Genomic DNA, 25,068 nt, shown 5'->3' on the forward strand with positions numbered 1-25,068 from the left:
CGCGGGCCTCGTCCCGCGGCGCGCTCCACGACGGGCCGGTCACCTTCGGGTGGCCGGCCCGTCGGCGTGTGCCGGGCCGGCCTCGACCTGCCGCGGGCGCGGGACGGCCCGTGCGGGCAGGATGGGGCCCATGCAGCGCATCGGGTTGACGGGTGGGATCGCGGCCGGCAAGTCCGTGGCGGCGCGCCGCCTGGCCGAGCGAGGCGCCGTCGTCGTGGACGCCGACGCGCTCGCGCGCGAGGCGGTGGCGCCGGGGACGGCCGGGCTCGACGCGGTGGTCGAGGCGTTCGGTGCGGAGGTGCTCGCACCCGACGGCTCGCTCGACCGTGCCGCGCTCGCGTCAGTGGTGTTCGGCGACGACGAGCGTCGGCGGACCCTCGAGGCGATCGTGCACCCCGCGGTGCGGCGCCTGTCGGCCGAGCGTGAGGCCGCCGCCGCGACGGCCGACCCGGGCGCGGTCGTCGTCCACGACATCCCGCTGCTCGTCGAGACGGGTCAGGCCGGCTCGTTCCACCTCGTCGTCGTCGTCCACGCGCCGGCGGTGCTGCGCGTCGAGCGCCTCGTGCGGCTGCGCGGCATGTCACGCGAGGACGCCGAGGCGCGGGTCGCGGCGCAGGCCGGCGACGACGAGCGCGTGGCGGTGGCGGACGTGGTCCTGGACGGGTCGGGGACCGACGCGGACCTGCGCGCGCAGGTGGACAAGCTGTGGGACCGGCTGTGCACGGAGCGGACGCAGGAGCGTGCCGCCGAGGAGACCGACGCGCGGCACGGCTGAGCCGCCCGCCGTCACGCGGCGGGGTGAGCGGATGCGGCGTCCGAGGCACTCTCGGTCACGATCTGGGAACGGCCGTTCCGCCCGTCCGCGCGAGCCGCTATGGTCCCGCCAGACCGGGGACGAAAGTGCCTTGTGCCTGGTGGGGGCTCAACTTCGACGGTCGGACGACCGATAGACGACACATCCGGTGCCGAAGAGGTCGCCGCAACAAGGAGGTACGAGCGGATGGTCAAGCCCGTCCAGACGCGCGCGTCGGTGTCGGTCGCGTCGTCGACGCTGTCCGAGGGTCGCATGCTCGAGCTCGCGGAGAAGGCGGCGATGTCCGGCGACTCGGACGCGGGCCGGTTCCGCGTCGAGGCACGCACCCCGCACTCGACGACGGTGTCGCTGCGTGACCACATCGAGGGTGCGGAGCTGATCCGCTTCGAGGTGCGCACCGACCGTGCGGTGGGCCGCACCACGGCCCGGACCGCGATCACGTTCTTCCGCACCAAGGACGGCGGCGTCAACGCGCTCATCCCCATGGCGAAGCGCAAGCTCCTCGGCTTCAGCGCGTACGAGAGCTTCATGGACTGGTACGTCGCCGCGGTGGTGCGCGAGGACCCGAACGCGATCGTCACCCTGGTCGACGGCAAGGACTGAGCCCCGTGGCCGGCGACTGACGTCGGAGGCGGGTGTGTCGGTGGTCCGACGTACCGTGGTGCCATGCGTCCAGTCACGGAGCTCCAGCGGACCGTCGCGCCCTTCGAGGTCGTGTCGGACTACACGCCGTCCGGCGACCAGCCCCAGGCGATCGCCCAGCTCACGCGTCGGCTGCAGGCCGGCGAGAAGGACGTCGTGCTGCTGGGCGCGACGGGTACCGGCAAGTCCGCGACGACCGCCTGGCTGATCGAGCAGGTGCAGCGCCCGACGCTCGTCATGGCGCCGAACAAGACGCTGGCCGCGCAGCTCGCGACCGAGTTCCGCGAGCTGCTGCCGAACAACGCGGTCGAGTACTTCGTCTCGTACTACGACTACTACCAGCCCGAGGCGTACATCGCGCAGACGGACACCTACATCGAGAAGGACTCGTCGATCAACGACGAGGTCGAGCGTCTGCGGCACTCGGCGACGTCCTCGCTGCTCACACGCCGTGACGTGGTCGTCGTCGCGTCGGTCTCCTGCATCTACGGTCTGGGTACCCCGCAGGAGTACGTGGACCGCATGGTCACGCTGCGCGTCGGCGACCAGGTGGACCGCGACCAGCTGCTGCGCCGGTTCGTGCAGATGCAGTACTCGCGCAACGACATGGCGTTCACGCGCGGTACGTTCCGGGTGCGTGGCGACACGGTCGAGATCATCCCGATGTACGAGGAGCTGGCCGTCCGGATCGAGTTCTTCGGTGACGAGATCGAGGCGATCGCGACGCTGCACCCGCTCACCGGTGAGGTGGTCCGCGCCGAGGACGAGATGATGATCTTCCCGGCGACGCACTACGTGGCGGGGCCGGAGCGCATGGAACGCGCGATCCACGGCATCGAGGCCGAGCTCGAGGAGCGGCTCGCGGAGCTCGAGCGGCAGAACAAGCTGCTCGAGGCGCAGCGCCTGCGGATGCGCACGACGTACGACATCGAGCTGATGCGGCAGGTGGGCTCGTGCTCCGGCATCGAGAACTACTCGCGGCACATCGACGGACGCGCGGCCGGGTCGGCGCCCAACACGCTGCTGGACTTCTTCCCCGAGGACTTCCTGCTGGTCATCGACGAGTCGCACGTGACCGTGCCGCAGATCGGCGCGATGTTCGAGGGCGACATGTCGCGCAAGCGTTCGCTCGTCGAGCACGGCTTCCGCCTGCCGAGCGCCGTCGACAACCGCCCTCTGCGGTGGGAGGAGTTCGTCGAGCGCATCGGCCAGACGGTCTACCTCTCCGCGACGCCGGGCGACTACGAGCTGTCGATGTCCGACGGTGTGGTCGAGCAGATCATCCGCCCGACGGGCCTCGTCGACCCGGAGGTCGTCGTCAAGCCGACGAAGGGTCAGATCGACGACCTGCTCGGCGAGATCCGCGACCGGGTGGACCGCGACGAGCGCGTGCTCGTCACGACGCTGACCAAGAAGATGGCCGAGGACCTCACGGACTACCTGCTCGAGAAGGGCGTGCGGGTGCGGTACCTGCACTCCGAGGTCGACACGCTGCGCCGCGTCGAGCTGCTGCGCGAGCTCCGGCTCGGCGAGTACGACGTGCTGGTCGGGATCAACCTGCTGCGAGAGGGCCTGGACCTGCCGGAGGTGTCGCTCGTCGCGATCCTCGACGCGGACAAGGAGGGCTTCCTGCGCTCGGGCAAGTCGCTCATCCAGACCATCGGCCGTGCGGCGCGCAACGTGTCCGGCCAGGTCCACATGTACGCGGACAAGGTCACGCCGGCGATGCAGCTCGCGATCGAGGAGACCAGCCGGCGCCGCGAGAAGCAGGTCGCCTACAACCTCGAGCACGGGATCGACCCGCAGCCGTTGCGCAAGAAGATCGGCGACATCACCGACATGCTCGCGCGCGAGGACGCGGACACCGCCGAGCTGCTGGGCGGTGGCGGCCGTCAGACGAGCCGCGGCAAGGCGCCGGTCCCCGGGTTCGGCTCGAAGGCGGCGCCGTCCGACGAGCGGACCCGGCTCACCGGGGCTGCCGCAGGTGAGCTCGCGACGCTGATCCAGGAGCTCACGGACCAGATGCACGCGGCGGCCGGTGAGCTGCAGTTCGAGCTCGCCGCGCGGCTGCGTGACGAGATCTCGGGCCTGAAGAAGGAGCTGCGGCAGATGCAGGCCGCGACCGCCTGACGGCACGACGCGTCCACCCACGCGCCACCCGCCCATCCGCAGGACGACGAGGAGTGAGCATGGCAGCACGGATCCAGGTCACGTTCGACGCCGCGAGCCCGCCCACGCTGGGCCGGTTCTGGGCGCAGGTGCTCGGCTACGTGGAGGACGCGCCCCCGCCGCCGTTCTCGACGTGGGACGGGCGCTCGACGCGATGGGCGTCCCGGTCGAGCAGCGCGACTCCGCGTACGCCGTGGTCGACCCGGACGGAGCCGGCCCGCGCCTGTGGTTCCAGAAGGTCCCCGAGGAGAAGTCGGGCAAGAACCGCGTGCACCTCGACGTGACGGTCCGGCCGGACCTCCCGCGCGAGGAGCGTCCGGACGCGGTGCGTGCCCGGGCGAGCCAGCTCGAGGCGCTCGGCGCGCGGCGGCTGTACGAGAAGGAGGAGCTCGGCAGCTTCTGGGTGACGATGCAGGACCCCGAGGGCAACGAGTTCTGCGTCCAGTAGCGGCCCGACGCGCGCGGCCGTGGACACGTGCGGCGCGTGGGGCATCCGTCACCTACGATGGCGGACGGTGAAGGGGAGTACCCCACAATCGGCCGCGTCGTCATCACGGACGCCGCCGGTCGCAGCCCGGCGATCCGCCGTGGTGGCGACCGACGGAGCCCGGTGCGGTCGGCCCGCATCGCGGGCGGGGGAGACCTTCGGTACTGACGCACAACTCGTACCGGAGGTCTGTCCATGGATGTCTCGAGCCTCGTCTGGCTGCTCACGGCCGCCGGCGTCGTCGGTCTGCTCGTCTTCGACTTCTTCGCGCACGTGCGCACGCCGCACGAGCCGACGTTCCGCGAGTCGGCCTGGTGGTCGTCGGTCTACATCGTCCTCGCGCTGCTGTTCGGCGTGGCGGTCGGCGCGTCCTGGGGCTGGGACCACGGCGCGGAGTACTTCGCGGGGTACGTGACCGAGAAGAGCCTGTCGGTCGACAACCTGTTCGTGTTCCTCATCATCATGACGAGGTTCGCCGTCCCCAGGGCGTTCCAGCAGAAGGTGCTGCTGATCGGTGTGGCGATCGCGCTGGTGCTGCGCACCGTGTTCATCCTCGTGGGCGCGGCGGCGATCGAGCGGTGGTCGTGGGTCTTCTACCTGTTCGGTGCGTTCCTCGTGTACACCGGCGTCAAGCTCGCGCGGGAGGACCACGACGGGTCCGACGAGAAGGAGGTCGGCGACGGGTTCCTCGTGCGGGCGGTGCGTCGCGTCTTCCCGACGACGACGGAGTACGACGGCGACCGGCTCACGACCGTGGTCGACGGCAAGCGGCTGCTCACGCCGATGCTCCTCGTCATGGTCGCGATCGGCTCGACGGACATCCTGTTCGCGCTCGACTCGATCCCCGCGATCTACGGTCTGACCGAGGAGCCGTACATCGTGTTCACCGCGAACGCGTTCGCACTGCTCGGGCTGCGTCAGCTGTACTTCCTGATCGGCGGGCTGCTCGAGCGTCTCGTGTACCTCTCGCAGGGCCTCGCCGTGATCCTCGGCTTCATCGGGGTGAAGCTCCTGCTGCACGCGATGCACACCAACGAGCTGCCGTTCATCAACGGGGGCGAGCACATCGAGTGGGCGCCGGAGATCCCCATCTGGCTCTCGCTCACGGTGATCCTGGGGACCCTCGCGGTCGCGACGGTCGCCAGCCTTCTCAAGACACGCAGCGACCGACGCGTCGCTGCCGGACAGGAGTGACGTGGACGTCTCCCTGCTGGTGTGGGCGGTCTCGCTCGGGATCGTGACCGCCCTGCTGGTCGTCGACGTGGTGATCGTGGGGCGCCGGCCGCACGTGCCGAGCACCGCGGAGTGCCTGCGGCACCTCGGGCTGTACGTCGGCCTCGCGGTGCTGTTCGGGCTCGGAGTGCTCGTCACGTCGGGGGGCCAGTACGCGGGTGAGTTCTACGCGGGCTGGCTCACCGAGTACTCGCTGTCGGTCGACAACCTGTTCGTCTTCATGCTGATCATGGGTCGGTTCGCCGTGCCGCGGCAGTACCAGCAGACGGCGCTGCTCGTCGGGATCGTGCTGGCGCTGGTGTTCCGGACCGTGTTCATCCTGCTCGGGTCGGCGATCGTCAGCTCGTTCAGCTGGGTGTTCTACCTGTTCGGTGCGTTCCTCGTGTGGACGGCGTGGAAGGTCGCACGTGAGGGGTCGGACGACGGCCCCGACGAGTTCCACCCGCCCCTGCTGCTGCGCCTCGTGCAGCGCTGGTTCCCGTCGACCACGCAGTACCACGGCGTGCACCTGACGGTCGTCGAGAACGGGCGGCGCCTCATCACGCCGATGCTGATCGTCCTGGTCGCGCTGGGCGCGACGGACCTGCTGTTCGCGTTCGACTCGATCCCCGCGCTGTTCGGGCTGACGAGCGAGCCGTACCTCATCATGATGGCGAACCTGTTCGCGCTCATGGGGCTGCGCCAGCTGTACTTCCTGCTCGGTGACCTGCTCGCGCGCCTGGTCTACCTGAACTACGGGCTCGCGGTGCTGCTCGGCTTCATCGGCGTGAAGCTCGTGCTCGAGGCGTTGCACGAGAACGAGCTGCCGGTCATCAACGGCGGTGAGCCCGTGGCGTGGGCGCCGGAGATCCCGATCTGGCTGTCGCTGGTCGCGATCGTCGTGATCCTCGGGACGACGGCGGCCGTGAGCCTGGTGAAGTCCGCGCGCGACGCCCGGGCGGCGCTCACGCCCTGAGCGGCACGCGGGGTCGGTGCGGTGCCGATGCCGTGCCGGTGTCGTGCCGGTGCCGTGCCGGTGCGGCGGGGTCAGGAGGCCCAGGGACCGAGCACGACGTCCCAGCCGCGCACCTCGGTCTCGGCGACGAGGCCCTCGCGCTGGAACGGGTCGTCCGCGAGCATCGCCCGCAGGCGGTCCTCGTCGTCCGCGACGAGGACGAGCAGCGCGCCGGGCGCGCCGTCCGTCCACGGTCCGGAGCCCTTGAGCGCGCCCGCGTCGGCGAGGCCCGCGAGGTAGGCGCGGTGCTCGGGGCGGAAGTGGTCGCGAGCATCGGTGCGCTCGTCGTAGGTGTAGCGGACGGCGAAGGTGGCCATGGCGACATCCTGCCCGAACGCGACGTGGGATGGCGCACACCGACCGGTCACCGGCACGCGTCGGGCCTGGTCGGGTGGCAGAGTGGCGGGATGACGACTCGCGTGACGCTCGCCGACGGCATGCGCATGCCGGTCCTCGGCTTCGGGGTCTACAAGGTGTCCGACGAGGCCGCGCAGCCCGCGGTGGCCGAGGCGCTGACGGCGGGGTACCGGCTCGTCGACACGGCGACGCTGTACCGCAACGAGGCTGCGGTGGGGCGCGCGGTGCGCGCCAGCGGCCTCGACCGGGACGACGTCTTCGTCACGACGAAGCTGTGGAACGACGCGCAGGGCGACCGCGCCGAGGCGGCGTTCGAGGAGTCGGTCGGGCGCCTGGGGCTCGGCGCGCCGGACCTGTACCTGATCCACTGGCCCGCTCCGGCGCGGGAGCAGTACGTGCCGACGTGGCGCACGTTGCTGCGGCTGCGCGACGAGGGCCGCGTGCGGTCGGTGGGCGTCTCGAACTTCCAGCCCGACCACCTGGAGCGCATCGTGCAGGACTCGGGTGAGGTGCCCGTGGTGAACCAGGTCGAGCTGCACCCGTACCTGCAGCAGCGCGAGCTGCGTGCGATGCACTCCCAGCTCGGCATCGTGACGCAGGCGTGGTCGCCGCTGGGCCGGGGCGCCGTCCTGGAGGATCCCGTCCTGCTCGACATCGCGCGTGAGCACGGCGCGAGCGTCGCGCAGGTGGTCCTGCGCTGGCACCTCGACCTGGGCGTCGCGGTCGTCCCGAAGTCGGTGACGCCCGCGCGCATCCGCGAGAACCTCGCCGCGGCGGACCTCGAGCTGACCCCGCGGGACCACGAGCGGATCGCGGCGCTCGACCGCGGTGAGCGCTCCGGCTCCCACCCGGACCTCGTGAGCTGACCCCGCGGCACCCGATCACCGACCGACCCGAGCACGAGACGAGGCGACCATGGCGCGCGAGCTGCGCACGCTCCTCACCGACGACCTGCTGACCCGCGTGCACGAGCGCGCCGCGGCACACGACCGCGAGAACACGTTCCCGCACGACGACCTCGCGGAGCTCGCGGAGGCCGGCTACCTGCGGGCGTTCGTGCCGCAGCGGCTCGGTGGTGCGGGGCTCACCCTCGAGGAGGTCGCACGCGAGCAGGTCCGGCTCGCCGCCGCGGCGCCCGCGACGGCGCTGGCCGTGAACATGCACCTCGTCGTGACCGGCCTGGCGGCGCAGCTCGTCGAGCGCGGGGACGAGGCGTTCGAGTTCGTCCTGCAGGACGCGGCGGACGGTGAGGTGTTCGCGTTCGGCAACTCGGAGGCCGGCAACGACCTGGTGATGTTCGGCTCGCGCACCCGCGCCGAGCGCCAGGCGGACGGGGGCTACCGGTTCTTCGGCACCAAGATCTTCACGTCCCTGTCGCCCGTGTGGACGCGGCTCGCGACGTTCGGTCTCGACGACTCGGACCCGGCCGACCCGCGCCTCGTCCACGGCGTCGTCGGGCGGGAGGGCGTCACGGCCAAGGACGACTGGGACACGCTGGGCATGCGTGCCACGCAGTCGACGACGACCGTGCTGGACGGCGCCTACGCGCCGCCCGGGCGTGTGTACCGCAGCCTGCCCGCCGGGCCGTCCGCCGACTCGTTCATGTTCGCGTTGTTCTCCGTGTTCGAGATCCTGCTCGGCGCGGTCTACACGGGTATCGGGCGTCGCGCGGTCGAGCTCGCGGTCGCGGCCGCGCGTCGTCGGACCTCGCTCAAGAACGGCGGGCGCGCGTACGCGCAGGACCCCGACATCCGGTGGCGCATCGCCGACGCCGCGCTGCTGCAGGACGGCGCCGAGCTGCAGGTGTTCGCGCTCGCGCGCGACGTCGACGAGCGGGTGGACCACGGCGCGCGCTGGTTCGCCCAGCTCGTGGGGCTCAAGGTCCGCGCGACGGAGTCGGCGCGCCAGGTCGTCGAGCTCGCGCTGCGCGCGTCGGGCGGCGGGTCGTACTTCAGCGGCAACGAGCTGGGCAGGCTCTACCGGGACGTGCTCGCGGGGATCTTCCACCCGTCCGACGACGAGTCCGCGCACGCGACGGTGGCCACGTCCGTGCTCGGCCCGCCGGAGGCCTGACGCGCTACGGCACGCGCGCGCCGTCACCAGCCCCGGGCGCGCCACTGCGCGAGGTGCGGACGTTCCGCCCCGAGCGTCGTGTCGCGCCCGTGACCGGGGTACACCCACGTCTCGTCGCCGAACCGGTCGAAGACGCGGGCGACGACGTCGTCGTACAGCGACGTGAAGTCCTGCGGGGTCGTGGTGCGGCCGACCCCACCGGGGAACAGCGAGTCGCCCGTCAGCAGGTGCACCCGGCCGGGCGCCGCGCCCGGGACGTGGGTGTGCTCGGGCTCGCGGTAGGCGAGCGCGACCGACCCGGGCGTGTGGCCGCGCAGCGCGACGACCTCGAGCGTGACGTGCCCGACGACCAGCAGGTCGCCGTCGTGCAGGCGCTGCCCGACCGGCACGCCCGTCGCCTGGGTGATCGCGTCCGCGTCGTCGGCGCCGGCGGCCGTGCGCGCACCCGTCACCGCGACGACCGACGCGAGCGCTCCGACATGGTCGCGGTGCCGGTGCGTCGTGACGACCAGGTCGAGCCGTGCGCTCGCGTCGCCCTCGCGCACCAGCGCGAGCAGGCGGTCCGGGTCGGCGGCGGCGTCGACGAGCAGCTGTGCGCCGTCGCGGCGGCACGTCAGCAGGTAGGCGTTGTTGTCCATCGGCCCAACCGACACCTTGCGGAGCTCGACCTGGTCGAGCACGCGCACCGCGGTCGGGCCGCCGGGCGTCACGTGACCGGTCCAGGGTGCCGTGCTCATGCGGGTCCCTCCGAGGCGCCCGTGGCCAGCCCGACGGCGTGGGCCGCACGCACGAGCGCGAGGTGCGACAGCGCCTGGGGCACGTTGCCGGCCATCCGGCGCCCGACCGGGTCGTACTGCTCGGCGAGGAGACCCACGTCGTTCGTCAGCCCGACGAGCCCGTCCAGCACCTCGCACGCCTCGTCGACCTGCCCCGTGCGGGCGAGCGCCTCCGCGAGCCAGAACGAGCACGCGAGGAACGCGTGCTCGCCGCCGGGCACACCGTCGTCGGTCCGTTCGGTGCGGTAGCGGCGCAGCAGCCCCGGGGCGACCTCCAGCTCGGCGCGCACCGCGGCGAGCGTGCCGAGGACGCGAGGGTCGTCGGGCGGGAGAAAGCCGACCTGGAGGATCTGCAGGAGCGAGGCGTCGGTGTGCGTCGCGCCGTAGTGCTGCACGAACGTCCCGCGGTCCGCGTCCCAGCCGTGGGCCAGCACGTCCGCATGGATCTCCGCACGCGCCGCGCGCCAGCGGTCGACCGGCCCGGACAGGCCGTGCTCCTCGACGGCGCGCACCGCGCGGTCGACCGCGGCCCAGGCCATGACCTTCGAGTGCACGAAGTGCCGGGGGTCTCCGCGCACCTCCCAGATCCCGCGGTCCGGGTCGCGCCAGTGCCGCAGCAGCGCCTCGAGGAGGTGGCGCTGGAGCGACCACGAGTCCGCGGACTCGGTGATCCCGGCACGGCGTGCCTCGTGCAGCGCGCACATGACCTCGCCCAGCACGTCGTTCTGGACCTGGCCGACCGCGGCGTTGCCGAGCCGCACCGGGCGGGAGCCGGCGTAGCCCGGCAGGTGTCCGAGCTCACGCTCGGGCAGGTCACGCCCGCCGTCGACGCGGTACATGATCTGCAGGTCGGTGGGGTCGCCGGCGACGGCGCGCAGCAGCCAGTCGCGCCACTGGGTCGCCTCGTCGCGGAACCCCTGCTCGAGGAGCGCCTCGAGCGTCATCGCGGCGTCGCGCAGCCAGCAGTAGCGGTAGTCCCAGTTGCGTGCGCCGCCGAAGTCCTCGGGCAGGCTCGTCGTCGCCGCGGCGGCGATGCCGCCCGTCTCGAAGTCGGTGAGGAGCCGCAGCACGAGCAGCGAGCGCACGACGGCCTCGCGGTGCGGCCCCGCGTACCGTGCGCCGCGCGCCCACAGCCCCCACGCGACGCGCGTCGTGTCGACGCGGGTCGCCGCCGCCAGGGGCGGTGGCACCGGCTCCCACGAGCGCGACCACGTGAGGTCGAGCTCGAGCTCCTCGCCCTCCCGCAGCTCGAACGCGTCGCGGTGCCGGTGGTCGTCGGCGTGCGGCAGGCGCGTCCCGCGCAGGACGAGCGCGTCCGGTCCGGCCACCGCGCGGATCCGCGCGTCGGGACCGCCGGTGCGCGTGACCCACGGCTCGATGCCGCCGTAGCCGAAGCGCACCACCCACTCGTGCTCGACGCGCACCGTGCCCCGCGTGCACCGCACGTGCCGCACGAGATCCGCTCGCCCGTCGGAGATCGGCATCGAGTCGGTGACGACGGCGGTGCCGGTGGGGGAGCGGTACGTCGTCTCGAGGACGAACGAGTCGTCGAGGTAGCGGCGCGTGACCTCGTGCGCGTCGGGGACGGTCAGCAGCCAGCGCCCGTTGTCCTCCGTGCCGAGCAGCCGTGCGAAGCACGCCGCCGAGTCGACGTGCGGCAGGCACAGCCAGTCGACCGAGCCGCGGCGGGAGACGAGCGCGGTCGTGCGCCCGTCGCCGACGACCGCGTACTCGGCGACGGGGACGGGGAGGGGCTCGGGTCCGGTGGACGCGATCGACGCGGTGGGGCCCGTGGGCGGCTCGGCGGCGACGGTCGGGTCGTCGGTCGTGGTCGGTTCTGTCGTCATGGTGTGTCCCAGCATGGGGTGATCGGGCACGCTCGGCACGACGACGGCGCCGGGGCGGCCGCGGGCGGCGCGGCTGCTCACCAGGAGGATCGAACGGGTGTGCGATTGTCAGCGGTGGAACGTAGACTGCACGCCGTGAACGACCGTCTGGTGGTGCAGGGTGCCCGCGAGCACAACCTCCGCAACGTCGACCTGGACCTGCCCCGGGACCAGCTGATCGTCTTCACCGGCCTGTCCGGGTCGGGGAAGTCGTCGCTGGCCTTCGACACGATCTTCGCCGAGGGGCAGCGGCGGTACGTGGAGTCGCTCTCGGCGTACGCGCGCCAGTTCCTCGGGCAGATGGACAAGCCCGACGTCGACTTCATCGAGGGGCTGTCGCCCGCCGTCTCGATCGACCAGAAGTCGACGAACCGCAACCCGCGCTCGACCGTCGGCACGATCACCGAGGTGTACGACTACCTGCGCCTGCTGTTCGCGCGCGCCGGGACGCAGTACTGCCCCGTCTGCGGCGAGCGCGTCACCGCGCAGACGCCGCAGCAGATCGTCGACCGGCTGCTCGAGCTGCCCGAGGGCACGCGGTACCAGGTGCTCGCGCCCGTCGTCCGCGGCCGCAAGGGCGAGTACACGGACCTGTTCGGAGAGCTGCAGGCGAAGGGCTTCTCGCGCGCGCGCGTCGACGGGGAGGTCGTGCAGCTCACGGCACCACCGACGCTCGAGAAGAAGCTCAAGCACGACATCGAGGTCGTGGTCGACCGGCTGGTCGCGCGCGAGGGCGTGCAGCGCCGCCTCACCGACTCGGTGGAGACCGCGCTCGGGCTGTCCGGCGGGCTGCTCGTGATCGACCTGGTGGACCGCGACGCCGAGGACCCGGACAAGGAGCGCCGGTTCTCCGAGCAGCGGGCGTGCCCGAACGACCACGTGCTCACGCTCGAGGAGGTCGAGCCGCGCACGTTCTCGTTCAACGCGCCGTACGGGGCGTGCCCGGAGTGCACCGGCATCGGCTCGCGTCTCGAGGTCGACCCGGAACTCGTCGTGCCCGACGAGGAGCTCAGCCTCGCGCAGGGCGCGGTCGCCCCGTGGGCGCAGACCTCCTCGGAGTACTTCGAGCGAGTCATGTCGGCTCTCGCCGACGAGATGGGCTTCGCCATGGACGTGCCGTGGCGCGCGCTGCCGCAGCGCGCGAAGGACGCGATCCTGCACGGCCGCAACCACAAGGTGCAGGTCCGCTACCGGAACCGGTGGGGTCGCGAGCGCCAGTACTCCACCGGGTTCGAGGGCGTGATCACGTTCCTCGAGCGCCGGCACGCCGAGACCGAGTCGGAGTGGAGCAAGGACAAGTACGAGGGCTTCATGCGTGAGGTCCCGTGCCCGACGTGCCAGGGCCAGCGGCTCAAGCCCGAGGTGCTCGCCGTCAAGGTCGGCGGGCGGTCGATCGCGGAGGTCTGCGAGCTGCCGATCCGGGAGGCACGCGACTTCCTCGACACCCTCGAGCTCGGCGAGCGCGAGCGGCAGATCGCGGCGCAGGTGCTCAAGGAGATCCAGGCGCGCCTGGGCTTCCTGCTCGACGTGGGTCTGGACTACCTGTCGCTGATGCGCCCGGCGGCGACGCTCTCGGGCGGTGAGGCCCAGCGCATCCGGCTCGCGACGCAGATCGGCTCCGGCCTGGTGGGCGTCCTCTACGTGCTCGACGAGCCCTCGATCGGCCTGCACCAGCGGGACAACCGACGCCTGATCGACACGCTCACGCGTCTGCGCGACCTGGGCAACACGCTCATCGTCGTCGAGCACGACGAGGACACCATCCGGATGGCCGACTGGATCGTGGACATCGGCCCGGGCGCGGGAGAGCACGGTGGTCGCGTCGTGCACTCGGGCGACCTCGCGGGGCTGCTCGCCTCGAACGAGTCAGTGACCGGCGCGTACCTGTCGGGACGTCGGCAGATCCCGATGCCGGCCGACCGGCGCCCGGTCGACCGGTCGCGGCTCGTGACCGTGCAGGGCGCGCGGGAGCACAACCTGCGCGGCATCGACGTGTCGTTCCCGCTGGGGGTCCTGACGGCCGTCACGGGCGTGTCGGGCTCCGGCAAGTCGACGCTCGTGAATTCGATCCTGTACACGGTGATGGCGAACGAGCTCAACGGCGCGCGCCAGGTCGCCGGCCGGCACAAGCGCGTCACGGGGCTCGACCAGCTCGACAAGGTCGTGCACGTCGACCAGGGCCCGATCGGCCGCACGCCGCGCTCGAACCCCGCGACGTACACGGGCGTGTGGGACAACATCCGCAAACTGTTCGCGGAGACGACCGAGGCGAAGGTCCGCGGCTACACGCCGGGGCGGTTCTCGTTCAACGTGAAGGGCGGGCGCTGCGAGGCGTGCTCGGGCGACGGCACGCTCAAGATCGAGATGAACTTCCTGCCCGACGTGTACGTCCCGTGCGAGGTCTGCCACGGCGCGCGGTACAACCGCGAGACGCTCGAGGTGCACTTCAAGGGCAAGACGGTCGCGGACGTGCTCGACATGCCGATCGAGGAGGCCGCCGAGTTCTTCAGCGCGGTCCCCGCGATCAGCCGGCACCTGCGGACGCTCGTCGACGTCGGTCTGGGGTACGTGCGCCTGGGCCAGCCCGCGCCGACGCTGTCGGGCGGTGAGGCGCAGCGCGTCAAGCTCGCCTCCGAGCTCCAGCGGCGCTCGACGGGCCGCACCGCGTACGTGCTCGACGAGCCCACCACCGGACTGCACTTCGAGGACATCCGCAAGCTGCTCGGGGTGCTGCAGTCGCTCGTCGACAAGGGCAACACGGTGATCGTCATCGAGCACAACCTCGACGTCATCAAGAACGCCGACTGGGTGATCGACATGGGTCCCGAGGGGGGCTCGGGCGGCGGCACGGTCGTGGCGGAGGGGACGCCCGAGCACGTCGCGGGAGTGTCCGCGAGCCACACGGGCCGTTTCCTCGCCGAGGTGCTGGACCTCGAGCCCGCGGCGGTCTCGGCCTGAGCGTGCGCACGGCCCCCGCCGTCCGCCGCACCGCGCGCGTCGGTGCAGTCCTGCCGGTGCGCTCCTCAGACCCGCTCGAACGCCACGGGGACGGGCTCGTGCCGCACGGTGAAGTTGACCGAGCGCGCGACGAAGCAGTGCTCGTGAGCGCGGTGGTGCAGGTCGGCCAGGACGCCGTCGGTCACGGGCTGTCCGTCGGCCAGCACCCGGGTGCGGACGACCACGCGCGGGCGCAGGACGACCTCGGTGAACTGCCCGTGCCCGGCCGCCTCGATCCGCATCGTCCCGGACGCGGCGTCCGCGTACCCGACGACGACCACGCCTGCGGCCGCCGCGAGGTGCAGGAACCAGAGCATGTGGCACTGGGCGAGCGCGCCCACGACGAGGTCCTCCGGCGACCACCGCGACGGGTCTCCCCGGAAGCCCGGGTCCGAGGTGCCCGGCAGGGGCAGCTTGTCGCCCGACGTGAGCTCGTGGTCGCGACCGTACGACGTGTACGTCGACGTCCCCGCCTCGCCCGCTCCGGTCCAGGTCAGGTCCACCGAGTAGGAGTGCAGCAGCTGCGCCATGTCGACACGCTAGCGGCACCCGGTGCCGGGCGCGGGCCGTGCCGTCGTCCGGCGTGGCGGCCGGCCGGTCGAGCCCTCGACGTCCCGGGGCACCGCGGGGTGTGTCCGCGGTGCGAACTAGGCTCGGACCATGGCTGATCCCGCGACCTACCGACCGGCGCCGGGGGAGATCCCCGACTCGCCCGGCGTGTACCGGTTCCGCGACGGTGACGGCCGCGTCATCTACGTCGGCAAGGCCAAGAGCCTGCGGCAGCGGCTCAACAGCTACTTCCAGGACGTGGCGGGGCTGCACCCGCGCACGCAGACGATGGTGACCACGGCGGCGTCGGTGCAGTGGACGGTCGTGGGCACCGAGGTCGAGGCGCTCGCGCTCGAGTACTCGTGGATCAAGGAGTTCGACCCGCGGTTCAACGTGAAGTACCGCGACGACAAGTCGTACCCCTACCTGGCGGTCACGCTCGCGGACGAGTTCCCGCGCGTGCAGGTGATGCGCGGCGCCAAGCGCAAGGGGACGCGGTACTTCGGCCCCTACGCGCACGCGTGGGCGATCCGCGAGACGGTCGACCTGCTGCTGCGCGTGTTCCCCGTGCGCACCTGCTCGGCGGGCGTGTTCAAGCGCGCGCACCAGCAGGGACGCCCGTGCCTCCTCGGCTACATCGACAAGTGCTCCGCCCCGTGCGTGGGACGGATCTCGCCCGAGGACCACCACCGGCTCGCGCAGGACTTCTGCGACTTCATGGCCGGGGACACCACCCGGTTCGAGAAGCGGCTGACGCGCCGCATGCAGGAGGCGGCCGCGGAGCTCGACTACGAGCGCGCCGCACGCCTGCGCGACGACATCCAGACGCTGCGCCGCGCCACGGAGCGCAACGCCGTGGTGCTCCCGGACGGCACCGAGGCGGACGTGTTCGGCCTCGCGGGCGACGACCTCGAAGCCGCGGTGCAGGTGTTCCACGTGCGTGACGGTCGGATCCGGGGCCAGCGTGGCTGGGTCGTCGAGAAGGTCGAGGACGTCGACGACGCGGGCCTGGTGGAGCACCTGCTGCAGCAGGTCTACGGCACGGACGAGGCGGACGGCACCGCGGTCCCGCGCGAGGTGCTGGTGCCGGTGCTGCCGACCGACGTCGACCAGGTCGAGTCGTGGCTCACGGGGCTGCGCGGCTCGCGGGTGCGGGTCCGCGTGCCCCAGCGCGGGGACAAGCGCGAGCTGGCGGCGACGGTGCACCGCAACGCCGAGCACGCGCTGAACCTGCACCGCACCCGGCGTGCGGGCGACCTGACGTCGCGCAGCCAGGCGCTGCGCGAGATCCAGGAGGCGCTGGGCCTGGACACCGCGCCGCTGCGGATCGAGTGCTACGACGTCTCGCACAACCAGGGGACGTACCAGTCGGCGTCGATGGTCGTGTTCGAGGACGGCCTCGCCCGCAAGAGCGAGTACCGCCTGTTCTCGGTGCGTGGACGGCACGGCGAGGGCGCGGCCGACGACACCGAGGCCATGCACGAGGTGATCACGCGCCGGTTCCGCCGCTACCTGGCGGAGCGCTCCGAGTCGGGCGACGTCGAGCTCGGTGACGCGGACGCGGAGGACGGTGAGCGGTTGGTCTCGGGCCCGATCGACGAGACGACGGGGCGGCCGCGTCGGTTCGCGTACCCGCCGAACCTCGTCGTCGTCGACGGCGGCCCCCCGCAGGTCGCCGCGGCCGCGCGGGCGCTCGAGGAGCTCGGGATCGACGACGTGGCGCTGTGCGGCCTCGCGAAGCGGCTCGAGGAGGTGTGGGTGCCGGGCGACGACTACCCGGTGATCCTGCAGCGCAGCTCGGAGGGCCTGTACCTGCTGCAGCGCGTGCGCGACGAGGCGCACCGGTTCGCCATCACGGCGCACCGCAAGCGACGCAGCAAGGGCATGACGGTGTCGGTGCTCGACGACGTCCCCGGGCTGGGACCGGCGCGGCAGAAGGCGCTGCTGCGGCACTTCGGCTCGGTCAAGCGCCTGCGGGCGGCGAGCGTCGAGGAGATCGCCTCGGTCCCCGGCATGGGGGAGCGGACGGCCGCCGCGGTCGTCGCCGCGCTCGCGCCGGACGACACCGCCGCGCCCACCGAGGCTGTCGCCCCGTCCGCTGGCATGCTGGGGACATGACCGAGCCCTCGCCCATCACGGTCCCGGCCGGGATCCCGGCGATCGACGCCGCGACCGAGCACCCCCGGCTCCACCAGCCCCAGGTGCTCGTCATCACGGGCATGTCGGGTGCAGGGCGCACGCGGGCGGCCGCGGTGCTCGAGGACCTCGACTGGTACGTCGTCGACAACCTGCCCGCGCAGATGCTCACGCACCTCGTCGGGATGCTCACCAGCGGCCCGCCCGAGACGCGCGCCCACCGCGTCGCCGCGGTCATCGACGTGCGCGGGCGCGGGTTCTTCGACGACCTCGCCGAGGTCCTCGGCGGGTTGCGCGCGGCGGGCGTCGAGTACCGGATCCTGTTCCTCGACGCGTCGGACGAGGTGCTCGTGCGCCGCTACGAGCAGGTGCGCCGGCCGCACCCGCTGCAGGGCACGGGCACGCTGCTCGACGGGATCCGCGAGGAGCGCGCGGTGCTGTCGGACATCCGCGAGCGCGCGGACAACGTGATCGACACGTCCGAGCTCAACGTGCACGACCTCGCGCGGCAGGTCCGATCGCTCGTCGCGGGGGACGCGGACGACCACCTGCGCGTCAACGTGACGTCGTTCGGGTTCAAGTACGGCATCCCGCTCGACGCCGACCACGTCGTCGACGTGCGGTTCCTCGCGAACCCGTACTGGGTGACGGAGCTGCGGCATCTCACGGGGCGCGACGGCCCGGTGCGCGACTACGTGCTGGGGCTGCCGGGGGCGACGCAGTTCGTCGACCGGTACGTCGAGGCGCTCGAGCCGGTGCTGGCCGGCTACCTCAACGAGGAGAAGCGCTACGTGACCATCGCGGTCGGCTGCACGGGCGGCAAGCACCGGTCGGTCGCGATCAGCGAGGCCATCGCCGCGCGGCTGCGTGACGCGGGGCACCGTGTCACGGTCGCCGCGCGTGACCTGGGCAAGGAGTGAACGGGTCGGTCACCCGGGCCGGGCGCCCGACCACGGGAGGACGACGAGGCCGCGGGGCGGTCCGGTGAGCGCCGAGGTCCGCGGGGCGCCCACGCCGGCGAGCGGCGTGGGGCCGGTCCCGGGCGCCCGCTCGTCGCACCACGGCCCGGCGGTGGTGGCGTGCGGCGGCGGGCACGGCGTCTCGGCGACGCTCTCGGCGCTGCGGCTGATGACGGACCAGATCACCGCGGTCGTGACGGTGGCGGACGACGGGGGCTCGTCCGGTCGGCTGCGCGACGAGCTCGCGGTGCTGCCGCCGGGCGACCTGCGGATGGCCCTGGCGGCGCTGTGCGACGACTCCGACTGGGGGCGCACGTGGCGTGACGTGCTGCAGCACCGGTTCGCGACGGACGGCCCGCTCGACCAGCACGCGCTCGGCAACCTGCTGATCGTGACGCTGTGGGAGCTGCTCGGGGACCCGGTCGCGGGTCTGGACTGGGTGGGCAGGCTCCTGGGTGCGCGCGGGCGGGTGCTGCCGATGACCGAGGTTCCGCTGCTCATCGAGGCGGACGTGCGTCGACCGTCCGGTGTGCTCGAGACGGTGCGCGGCCAGAGCGCGGTGGCCCGCACGACGGATCCGATCGTGCACGTGCGCCTGGTGCCGTCGGACCCGCCCGCGTGCCCGCAGGCGGTCGAGGCGGTCGAGCGTGCGCAGTGGGTCGTGCTGGGGCCCGGCTCCTGGTACACGTCCGTGCTGCCGCACCTGCTCGTGCCCGACCTGCGGGCCGCGCTGCACCGCTCGCCCGCCCGGGTCGTCGTCGTGCTGAACCTCTCGCCGGAGGAGCACGGCGAGACGGCGGGCCTGCGCGCGGAGGACTACCTGTCCGTGCTGCACGACCACGCGCCCGAGCTCGCGGTCGACGCGGTCATCGCCGACCCGCGTGCGGTCGAGGACGTGTCCCGCCTCGCGGCGCACTGCGAGGCTCGTGACGCTCGTCTCCTGCTGCGGCAGGTGGGCCGGTCGGACGGCACGGCCCGGCACGACCCGTTGCGGCTGGCCGCGGCACTGCGTGACGTGGTCGAGGGCGTGCTCGGCGACGTGCACACGGGAGCGGGCCGTCCGCGGCGGTGACGTCAACCGTCCACCGGCGCCCCGCGCAACTGGCAGGATGACGCCCATGGCGTTGACGGCACAGGTGAAGGACGAGCTCGCCCGACTCCAGGTGGACAAGACCTCCTGCCGCAAGGCCGAGGTCGCCGCGACCCTGAGGTTCGCGGGCGGCCTGCACATCATCTCGGGCCGGATCGTCATCGAGGCCGAGCTCGACACCGCGATCGCCGCACGCCGGCTCCGCCAGGCCGTCTCGGAGGTCTACGGCCACGAGAGCGAGATCATCGTCGTGTCCGGCGGGGGTCTGCGCCGCGGGAGCCACTACGTGGTGCGGGTCGTCAAGGACGGCGAGTCGCTCGCACGCCAGACGGGGCTGCTCGACAACCGGGGCCGTCCGGTGCGCGGCCTGCCCCCGCAGGTCGTCGCGGGCGGGATCGCGGAGGCCGAGGCGGCGTGGCGCGGTGCGTTCCTCGCGCACGGCTCGCTCACCGAGCCGGGGCGGTCGTCGTCGCTCGAGGTCACGTGCCCGGGGCCCGAGGCGGCGCTCGCGCTCGTCGGCGCGGCACGGCGCATGAACATCCCCGCCAAGGCGCGCGAGGTGCGCGGCGTCGACCGCGTGGTGATCCGCGACGGCGACGCGATCGGGGCGATGCTCACCCGGATCGGCGCGCACGAGGCGATGCTCGTGTGGGAGGAGCGGCGCGTGCGCCGCGAGGTGCGGGGGACCGCGAACCGGCTCGCGAACTTCGACGACGCGAACCTGCGTCGGTCGGCCCGGGCCGCGGTCGCGGCCGGGGCGCGCGTCGAGCGCGCGTTCGAGATCCTGGCCGAGGACCTGCCGGAGCACCTGCGGGAGGCGGGTCAGCTGCGGCTCGCGCACAAGGACGCGTCGCTCGAGGAGCTGGGCAAGCTGGCCGACCCGCCGCTCACGAAGGACGCGGTCGCCGGTCGGATCCGGCGGCTGCTCGCGACGGCCGACAAGCGGGCCGCCGAGCTCGGCATCCCGGACACCGAGGCGGGTCTGTCGCCCGACCTGCTCGACCTCTGAGCGGAGCCGGCAGCGCGTCTGCGCGGTGCCCGTCCGCGCAGGTCGCGGCGGATCCCAGCACGTGGACAGCGGGCCGGTCTGGGACCTTCGCTGCGTGCTCCTCGGGCCCGGGGGTATAGGCTCGGGATATCCGATCGTCACACGGTCGTCACGCGCTGGGCATGAACCGGTCTGGTCAAGACCTTCGCCCGGTATCGCGGCGGTCGCGGGCGTGAGGCACGCACATCGGCGTGCGGGAACCCACCACCACATTGTGCGCCGACCCCGTCGGCGCTGCCGAGGAGGGCACGTGACCATCAAGGTCGGCATCAACGGCTTCGGCCGCATCGGTCGGAACTTCTACCGGGCCATCATCGCGTCCGGCGCGGACATCGAGATCGTGGGTGTCAACGACCTCACGGACAACAAGACGCTCGCGCACCTGCTGAAGTACGACACGGTGCTCGGCCGCTTCCCCCTGAGCGTGGACTTCGACGACGACAACATCATCGTCGACGGCAAGAAGATCCGTGCGCTCGCCGAGCGCAACCCCGCCGACCTCCCCTGGGGCGAGCTGGGTGCGGACATCGTCATCGAGTCGACGGGCTTCTTCACCGACGCGACCAAGGCCAAGGCGCACATCGACGCCGGCGCCAAGAAGGTCATCATCTCGGCTCCCGCCAAGAACGAGGACGGCACGTTCGTCGTCGGCGTGAACCACGAGCTGTACGACCCGGCGACGCAGCACATCATCTCGAACGCGTCGTGCACGACGAACTGCCTCGCCCCGCTGGCGAAGGCGCTCAACGACTCGATCGGCATCGAGCGTGGCCTCATGACCACGATCCACGCCTACACGGGTGACCAGAACCTGCAGGACGGCCCGCACCGCGACCTGCGTCGCGCTCGCGCCGCCGCGCAGAACATCGTCCCGACCTCGACCGGTGCGGCCAAGGCCGTCGCCCTCGTGCTCCCGGAGCTCAAGGGCAAGCTCGACGGCTACGCGCTGCGCGTGCCGACGATCACCGGCTCGGCCACGGACCTGACCTTCACCGCCTCGCGCGAGGTCACGGTCGAGGAGGTCAACGCCGCGGTCAAGGCCGCCGCCGAGGGCCCCCTCAAGGGCGTGCTGTCCTACGTCGAGGACGAGATCGTCTCGAGCGACATCGTCACCGACCCGCACCAGAGCATCTTCGACTCGAAGCTCACCAAGGTGTCGGGCGACCTGGTCAAGGTCGTCTCCTGGTACGACAACGAGTGGGGCTACTCCAACTCGCTCGTCGCGCTGACGTCGTACGTGGGCGAGCGTCTCTGACGCCCCTGCGGCACCCGTAGCACCACAGCACATGCGTCCGCGTGCGCCCCGGCCACGGCCTCGGCGCACGCGGACGCTGTCGTTGTGACCCCTGTCCACCCGGTACCCCTGGTAGGAGCCATGAAGACCATCGAGGACCTCGGCGACCTGCGCGGCAAGCGCGTGCTCGTCCGTTCCGACTTCAACGTGCCGCTCGACGGCACGACCATCACCGACGACGGCCGCATCCGGGCCGCGCTGCCCACGCTGACGGCGCTGCTCGACGCCGGTGCGCGCGTCGTCGTGACCGCGCACCTGGGCCGCCCGAAGGGCGCGCCCGAGGCCAAGTACTCGCTCGCGCCCGTCGCGGCGCGCCTCGGCGAGCTGCTCGGCAAGCCCGTCGCCCTCGCCGAGGACACCGTCGGCGAGTCCGCCCGGGCGACCGTCGCGGCGCTGCAGGACGGCGAGATCGCCCTGCTCGAGAACATCCGCTTCGACCCGCGCGAGACGAGCAAGGACGACGCGGAGCGCGCGGCGCTCGCCGACGACCTCGCCGCCCTGGCCGACGCGTTCGTCTCGGACGGCTTCGGCGTGGTGCACCGCAAGCAGGCGTCGGTGTACGACGTCGCGCTCAAGCTGCCGCACGCGGTTGGCAAGCTCGTGCTCAACGAGGTCTCGTCGCTGCGCAAGGCGACCGACGACCCGGCGCGCCCCTACGTCGTCGTGCTCGGCGGCTCGAAGGTGTCGGACAAGCTCGGCGTCATCTCGAACCTGCTCGGCAAGGCCGACCGCCTCGTGATCGGTGGCGGCATGCTGTTCACGTTCCTCGCGGCCAAGGGCTACTCGGTGGGATCGTCGCTGCTCGAGGCCGACCAGATCGACACGGTCAAGGGCTACCTCGCGCAGGCCGAGAAGGACGGCGTCGAGATCGTCCTGCCGGTCGACATCCGCGTGGGCGACTCGTTCGCCGCGGACACCCCGGTCGCGGTCGTCCCGGCGGACCAGATCCCCGACGGCAAGATCGGCCTCGACATCGGCCCCGAGTCGGAGAAGCTGTTCGCGTCGAAGATCGTCGACGCCAAGACGGTCGTCTGGAACGGCCCTGCGGGCGTGTTCGAGTTCGAGGCGTTCGCCGGCGGCACCAAGGCCGTCGCACAGGCGCTCATCGACGCCGGCACGGCAGGCGCGTTCACCATCGTCGGCGGCGGTGACTCGGCCGCGGCCGTGCGCACGCTCGGCTTCGACGAGTCCGGGTTCGGCCACATCTCCACCGGTGGCGGCGCGAGCCTGGAGTTCCTGGAGGGCAAGACCCTCCCCGGCATCGCCGTCCTGGAGGACTGACGCATGGCTCAGCGCACCCCGCTCATGGCGGGCAACTGGAAGATGAACCTGGACCACCACGAGGCGGTCCACACGCTCCAGAAGCTCGCGTGGACGCTCAAGGACGGCAAGCACGACTACGCCACGGTCGAGGTCGCGGTCATCCCGCCGTTCACCGACCTGCGCAGCGTGCAGACGCTCGTCGACGCGGACAAGCTCGAGATCGTGTACGGCGCGCAGGACGTGTCGGCGCACACCTCGGGCGCGTACACGGGCGAGATCGCGCCCGCGTTCCTCACGAAGCTGGGCGTCACCTACGCGGTGATCGGCCACTCGGAGCGCCGCGAGTACCACGCGGAGGACGACGCGCTCGTCAACGCGAAGGTCAAGAACGCCCTGGCCGGCGGCCTCAAGCCGATCCTGTGCGTCGGCGAGAAGCTCGAGTCGCGCAAGGCCGGTGAGCACGTCCAGGTGACGCTCGCGCAGCTCGACGGCGATCTCGAGGGTCTGACCGCCGAGCAGGTGCGCGAGGTCGTCGTGGCGTACGAGCCCGTCTGGGCCATCGGCACCGGCGAGACCGCGACCCCCGAGGACGCGCAGGAGCTGGCCGGGGCGATCCGCCGGCGGGTCGCCGAGCTGTACGACGCGGAGACGGCCGAGGCCGTCCGCGTGCTCTACGGCGGTTCGGTGAAGTCGTCGAACGTCGCGTCGATCATGGCGAAGCCGGACGTCGACGGCGCGCTCGTCGGTGGTGCGAGCCTCGACCCGGAGGAGTTCGCGAAGATCGTGCGCTACCAGTCCCACGCGGTCGGTCTCTGACCTGACCCGCACGACGCCCCGGTGCTGCCGTCTCACGGACGCGCGCACCGGGGCGTCGGATGTGGCTTCCCGGGCGACTCGTCGCCTACCCTGTACCCCGGCCCGCACTCCTGGCGCGGGCGACCGGACCGCTAGTGAGGATCGACACCGACGTGACCGCCCTGAAGATCTCGATGCAGGCGCTGCTGGTCCTGACCAGCCTGCTCCTCGTTCCGCTGGTGCTCCTCCACAAGGGCAAGGGCGGTGGCCTGTCCGACATGTTCGGCGGTGGCATCACGTCCAGCGCCGGCAGCTCCGGTGTGGCCGAGCGCAACCTCAACCGGATCACCATCGGGGTCGCGCTCGTGTGGACCGCGGTCATCGTGGTGCTGGGCCTCATCGAGCGCTACGACGGCTGAGGCGGGCGACCATGGCGAGCGGTAACGCGATCCGGGGCTCCCGCGTCGGCGCCGGCCCGATGGGCGAGGCGGAGCGCGGGGACGCGGCTCCGCGCATCTGGATCTCCTACTGGTGCGCGAACGGGCACGAGACCCGCCCGAGCTTCGCGGAGGAGGCGGCCGAGGAGGCCCCCGTCACGTGGGACTGCCCGCGCTGCGGTTTCCCCGCCGGGCAGGACCAGGAGAACCCGCCGGCCCCGGTCCGCAACGAGCCCTACAAGACGCACCTCGCGTACGTGAAGGAGCGTCGGTCCGACGAGGACGGCGCCGCCATCCTCGACGAGGCGCTGGCCGCGCTGCGAGCCCGGCGCGGCGGCTGAGCCGGAACGCGCTCAGGGCAGCACGCGCTCAGGGCAGCACGCGCAGGAGCGCGAAGCCGTCGTACCCCTTGACCCCGACGGTCTGGACGACGGTCGCGTCGAACCGCGGGTGGTCGGCGAGCAGGTCGACCATGCGCCGGACCCCCTGCACGCGGTCGTCGGGGTGGTCCGGGTCGACGACGGCACCGAGACGCACGACGTTGTCGACCACGACGAGCGCGCCGGGCCGGACCAGGGGCAGGATGCGCTCGAGGTAGAGCGCGAGCTGCTGCTTGTCCGCGTCGACGAACACGAGGTCGAACGGCTCGACGTCGCGTCCCGCGAGGGCGACCAGTGCGTCGGCGGCCGGGCCGACGAGGACCTCGACCTGCTCACCGACGCCCGCGGCGTCCAGCGACGACCGCGCGACGTCGGCGTGGTGCTGCTCGAGCTCGAGCGTGACGACCCGGCCGTCGGGCGGCAGCGCCCGCGCGAGCCAGAGCGTGCTGTACCCACCGAGAGTGCCGATCTCCAGCACCCGGCGGGCGCCCGTGAGCGTCGCGAGCAGGTGCAGCAGCTTGCCCTGGTTGGGCGCGACCGCGATGTCCGGCAGACCGGCCGCCTCCGCCCTGGTCCGCGTGTCGACGAGCGCGTCGTCCTCCGGCGTCAGCACGGCGAAGTACTCGTCGACGCGGGACCACAGCGCGTCCTGGCCCTGTGGGGCGTCCTGGGTCGGTCGGCCGGTCATG

General features: G+C 72.3%; 23 protein-coding genes. 18 read left to right on the forward strand and 5 right to left on the reverse strand.

What is annotated here, in order from left to right; genetic code table 11:
* Nucleotides 1-130: 130 nt before the first annotated feature.
* From coaE to ACT17Q_RS07985, 6 genes are all read left to right on the forward strand, one after another.
* Nucleotides 131-775 carry a dephospho-CoA kinase gene (gene coaE, locus ACT17Q_RS07960; RefSeq protein WP_444665311.1) on the forward strand — a complete coding sequence of 215 codons (645 nt, stop codon included), beginning with the start codon at nt 131-133 and terminating at the stop codon, nt 773-775.
* Between the two features lie 225 nt (nt 776-1,000).
* Nucleotides 1,001-1,417 carry a hypothetical protein gene (locus ACT17Q_RS07965; protein ID WP_444665312.1) on the forward strand — a complete coding sequence of 139 codons (417 nt, stop codon included), beginning with the start codon at nt 1,001-1,003 and terminating at the stop codon, nt 1,415-1,417.
* Between the two features lie 63 nt (nt 1,418-1,480).
* Nucleotides 1,481-3,586 (forward strand): excinuclease ABC subunit UvrB, encoded by a 2,106-nt coding sequence (uvrB, locus tag ACT17Q_RS07970; protein ID WP_094180075.1) that lies wholly within the window; start codon nt 1,481-1,483, stop codon nt 3,584-3,586.
* Nucleotides 3,587-3,758: 172 nt separating this feature from the next.
* The gene (locus ACT17Q_RS07975; protein ID WP_444665313.1) at nt 3,759-4,073 is read left to right on the forward strand and encodes a VOC family protein; all 315 of its coding nucleotides are present in this window, start codon (nt 3,759-3,761) and stop codon (nt 4,071-4,073) included.
* A 234-nt stretch (nt 4,074-4,307) separates the two neighbouring features.
* Complete coding sequence (locus tag ACT17Q_RS07980; protein WP_094180073.1) at nt 4,308-5,306, forward strand: TerC family protein; 999 nt, start codon at nt 4,308-4,310, stop codon at nt 5,304-5,306.
* Between the two features lies 1 nt (nt 5,307).
* Nucleotides 5,308-6,300 carry a TerC family protein gene (locus ACT17Q_RS07985; RefSeq protein WP_094180072.1) on the forward strand — a complete coding sequence of 331 codons (993 nt, stop codon included), beginning with the start codon at nt 5,308-5,310 and terminating at the stop codon, nt 6,298-6,300.
* A gap of 71 nt (nt 6,301-6,371) precedes the next feature.
* On the opposite strand, the gene ACT17Q_RS07990 is transcribed toward ACT17Q_RS07985, so the two are convergent.
* On the reverse strand, nt 6,372-6,656 hold the full coding sequence (locus ACT17Q_RS07990) for a YciI family protein (protein ID WP_094180071.1): 285 nt from the start codon (nt 6,654-6,656) through the stop codon (nt 6,372-6,374).
* A 90-nt stretch (nt 6,657-6,746) separates the two neighbouring features.
* Between ACT17Q_RS07990 and ACT17Q_RS07995 the strand changes: the two genes are divergently transcribed.
* Together ACT17Q_RS07995 and ACT17Q_RS08000 are read left to right on the forward strand one after the other, a co-directional pair.
* Complete coding sequence (locus ACT17Q_RS07995; protein WP_094180070.1) at nt 6,747-7,562, forward strand: aldo/keto reductase; 816 nt, start codon at nt 6,747-6,749, stop codon at nt 7,560-7,562.
* A 49-nt stretch (nt 7,563-7,611) separates the two neighbouring features.
* Nucleotides 7,612-8,769, forward strand: a complete 1,158-nt coding sequence (locus ACT17Q_RS08000; protein WP_094180069.1) for an acyl-CoA dehydrogenase family protein — start codon at nt 7,612-7,614, stop codon at nt 8,767-8,769.
* Nucleotides 8,770-8,792: 23 nt separating this feature from the next.
* Here ACT17Q_RS08000 and ACT17Q_RS08005 read toward each other — a convergent pair whose 3' ends face one another.
* Both ACT17Q_RS08005 and ACT17Q_RS08010 read right to left on the reverse strand, forming a co-directional pair.
* Nucleotides 8,793-9,506, reverse strand: a complete 714-nt coding sequence (locus ACT17Q_RS08005; protein WP_444665314.1) for an MBL fold metallo-hydrolase — start codon at nt 9,504-9,506, stop codon at nt 8,793-8,795.
* Nucleotides 9,503-11,392: a glycoside hydrolase family 15 protein gene (locus ACT17Q_RS08010; RefSeq protein WP_444665315.1), complete on the reverse strand. Its 1,890-nt coding sequence runs from the start codon at nt 11,390-11,392 to the stop codon at nt 9,503-9,505. Before ACT17Q_RS08010 ends, ACT17Q_RS08005 begins: the two co-directional genes overlap by 4 nt.
* Before the next feature lie 135 nt (nt 11,393-11,527).
* Between ACT17Q_RS08010 and uvrA the strand changes: the two genes are divergently transcribed.
* On the forward strand, nt 11,528-14,389 hold the full coding sequence (gene uvrA, locus ACT17Q_RS08015) for an excinuclease ABC subunit UvrA (protein WP_094180067.1): 2,862 nt from the start codon (nt 11,528-11,530) through the stop codon (nt 14,387-14,389).
* Between the two features lie 65 nt (nt 14,390-14,454).
* Here the strand turns inward: uvrA and ACT17Q_RS08020 are convergent, their stop codons facing one another.
* Nucleotides 14,455-14,958: an OsmC family protein gene (locus ACT17Q_RS08020; RefSeq protein ID WP_094180066.1), complete on the reverse strand. Its 504-nt coding sequence runs from the start codon at nt 14,956-14,958 to the stop codon at nt 14,455-14,457.
* 130 nt (nt 14,959-15,088) lie between these two features.
* Here ACT17Q_RS08020 and uvrC point away from each other — a divergent pair, with 130 nt between their 5' ends.
* The 9 genes from uvrC (at nt 15,089) to ACT17Q_RS08065 (ending at nt 24,340) form a co-directional block, all read left to right on the forward strand.
* Entirely contained in the window at nt 15,089-17,095 is a 2,007-nt protein-coding gene (gene uvrC, locus ACT17Q_RS08025; protein WP_444665316.1) for an excinuclease ABC subunit UvrC, read from the forward strand.
* Complete coding sequence (gene rapZ / locus ACT17Q_RS08030) at nt 17,092-18,033, forward strand: RNase adapter RapZ (RefSeq protein ID WP_141321604.1); 942 nt, start codon at nt 17,092-17,094, stop codon at nt 18,031-18,033. Before uvrC ends, rapZ begins: the two co-directional genes overlap by 4 nt.
* Nucleotides 18,034-18,139: 106 nt before the next feature.
* Entirely contained in the window at nt 18,140-19,144 is a 1,005-nt protein-coding gene (locus tag ACT17Q_RS08035) for a gluconeogenesis factor YvcK family protein (protein WP_141321630.1), read from the forward strand.
* A gap of 46 nt (nt 19,145-19,190) precedes the next feature.
* The gene (gene whiA / locus ACT17Q_RS08040) at nt 19,191-20,171 is read left to right on the forward strand and encodes a DNA-binding protein WhiA (protein WP_094182171.1); all 981 of its coding nucleotides are present in this window, start codon (nt 19,191-19,193) and stop codon (nt 20,169-20,171) included.
* A 289-nt stretch (nt 20,172-20,460) separates the two neighbouring features.
* Complete coding sequence (gene gap / locus ACT17Q_RS08045) at nt 20,461-21,465, forward strand: type I glyceraldehyde-3-phosphate dehydrogenase (protein ID WP_094180063.1); 1,005 nt, start codon at nt 20,461-20,463, stop codon at nt 21,463-21,465.
* Nucleotides 21,466-21,585: 120 nt separating this feature from the next.
* Nucleotides 21,586-22,785 (forward strand): phosphoglycerate kinase, encoded by a 1,200-nt coding sequence (locus tag ACT17Q_RS08050; protein WP_094180062.1) that lies wholly within the window; start codon nt 21,586-21,588, stop codon nt 22,783-22,785.
* A gap of 3 nt (nt 22,786-22,788) precedes the next feature.
* Nucleotides 22,789-23,583 carry a triose-phosphate isomerase gene (tpiA, locus tag ACT17Q_RS08055; RefSeq protein WP_444665317.1) on the forward strand — a complete coding sequence of 265 codons (795 nt, stop codon included), beginning with the start codon at nt 22,789-22,791 and terminating at the stop codon, nt 23,581-23,583.
* Between the two features lie 152 nt (nt 23,584-23,735).
* Nucleotides 23,736-23,981, forward strand: a complete 246-nt coding sequence (gene secG, locus ACT17Q_RS08060) for a preprotein translocase subunit SecG (RefSeq protein WP_094182170.1) — start codon at nt 23,736-23,738, stop codon at nt 23,979-23,981.
* An 11-nt stretch (nt 23,982-23,992) separates the two neighbouring features.
* The gene (locus ACT17Q_RS08065) at nt 23,993-24,340 is read left to right on the forward strand and encodes an RNA polymerase-binding protein RbpA (protein ID WP_094180060.1); all 348 of its coding nucleotides are present in this window, start codon (nt 23,993-23,995) and stop codon (nt 24,338-24,340) included.
* A gap of 28 nt (nt 24,341-24,368) precedes the next feature.
* Here ACT17Q_RS08065 and ACT17Q_RS08070 read toward each other — a convergent pair whose 3' ends face one another.
* Nucleotides 24,369-25,067, reverse strand: coding sequence for an O-methyltransferase (locus tag ACT17Q_RS08070; protein ID WP_268534238.1), 699 nt, complete (start codon nt 25,065-25,067; stop codon nt 24,369-24,371).
* Between the last annotated feature and the right edge of the window lies 1 nt (nt 25,068).

It is taken from the genome of Cellulomonas sp. CW35 (genome assembly GCF_052378485.1).
GTDB lineage: Bacteria > Actinomycetota > Actinomycetes > Actinomycetales > Cellulomonadaceae > Cellulomonas > Cellulomonas uda.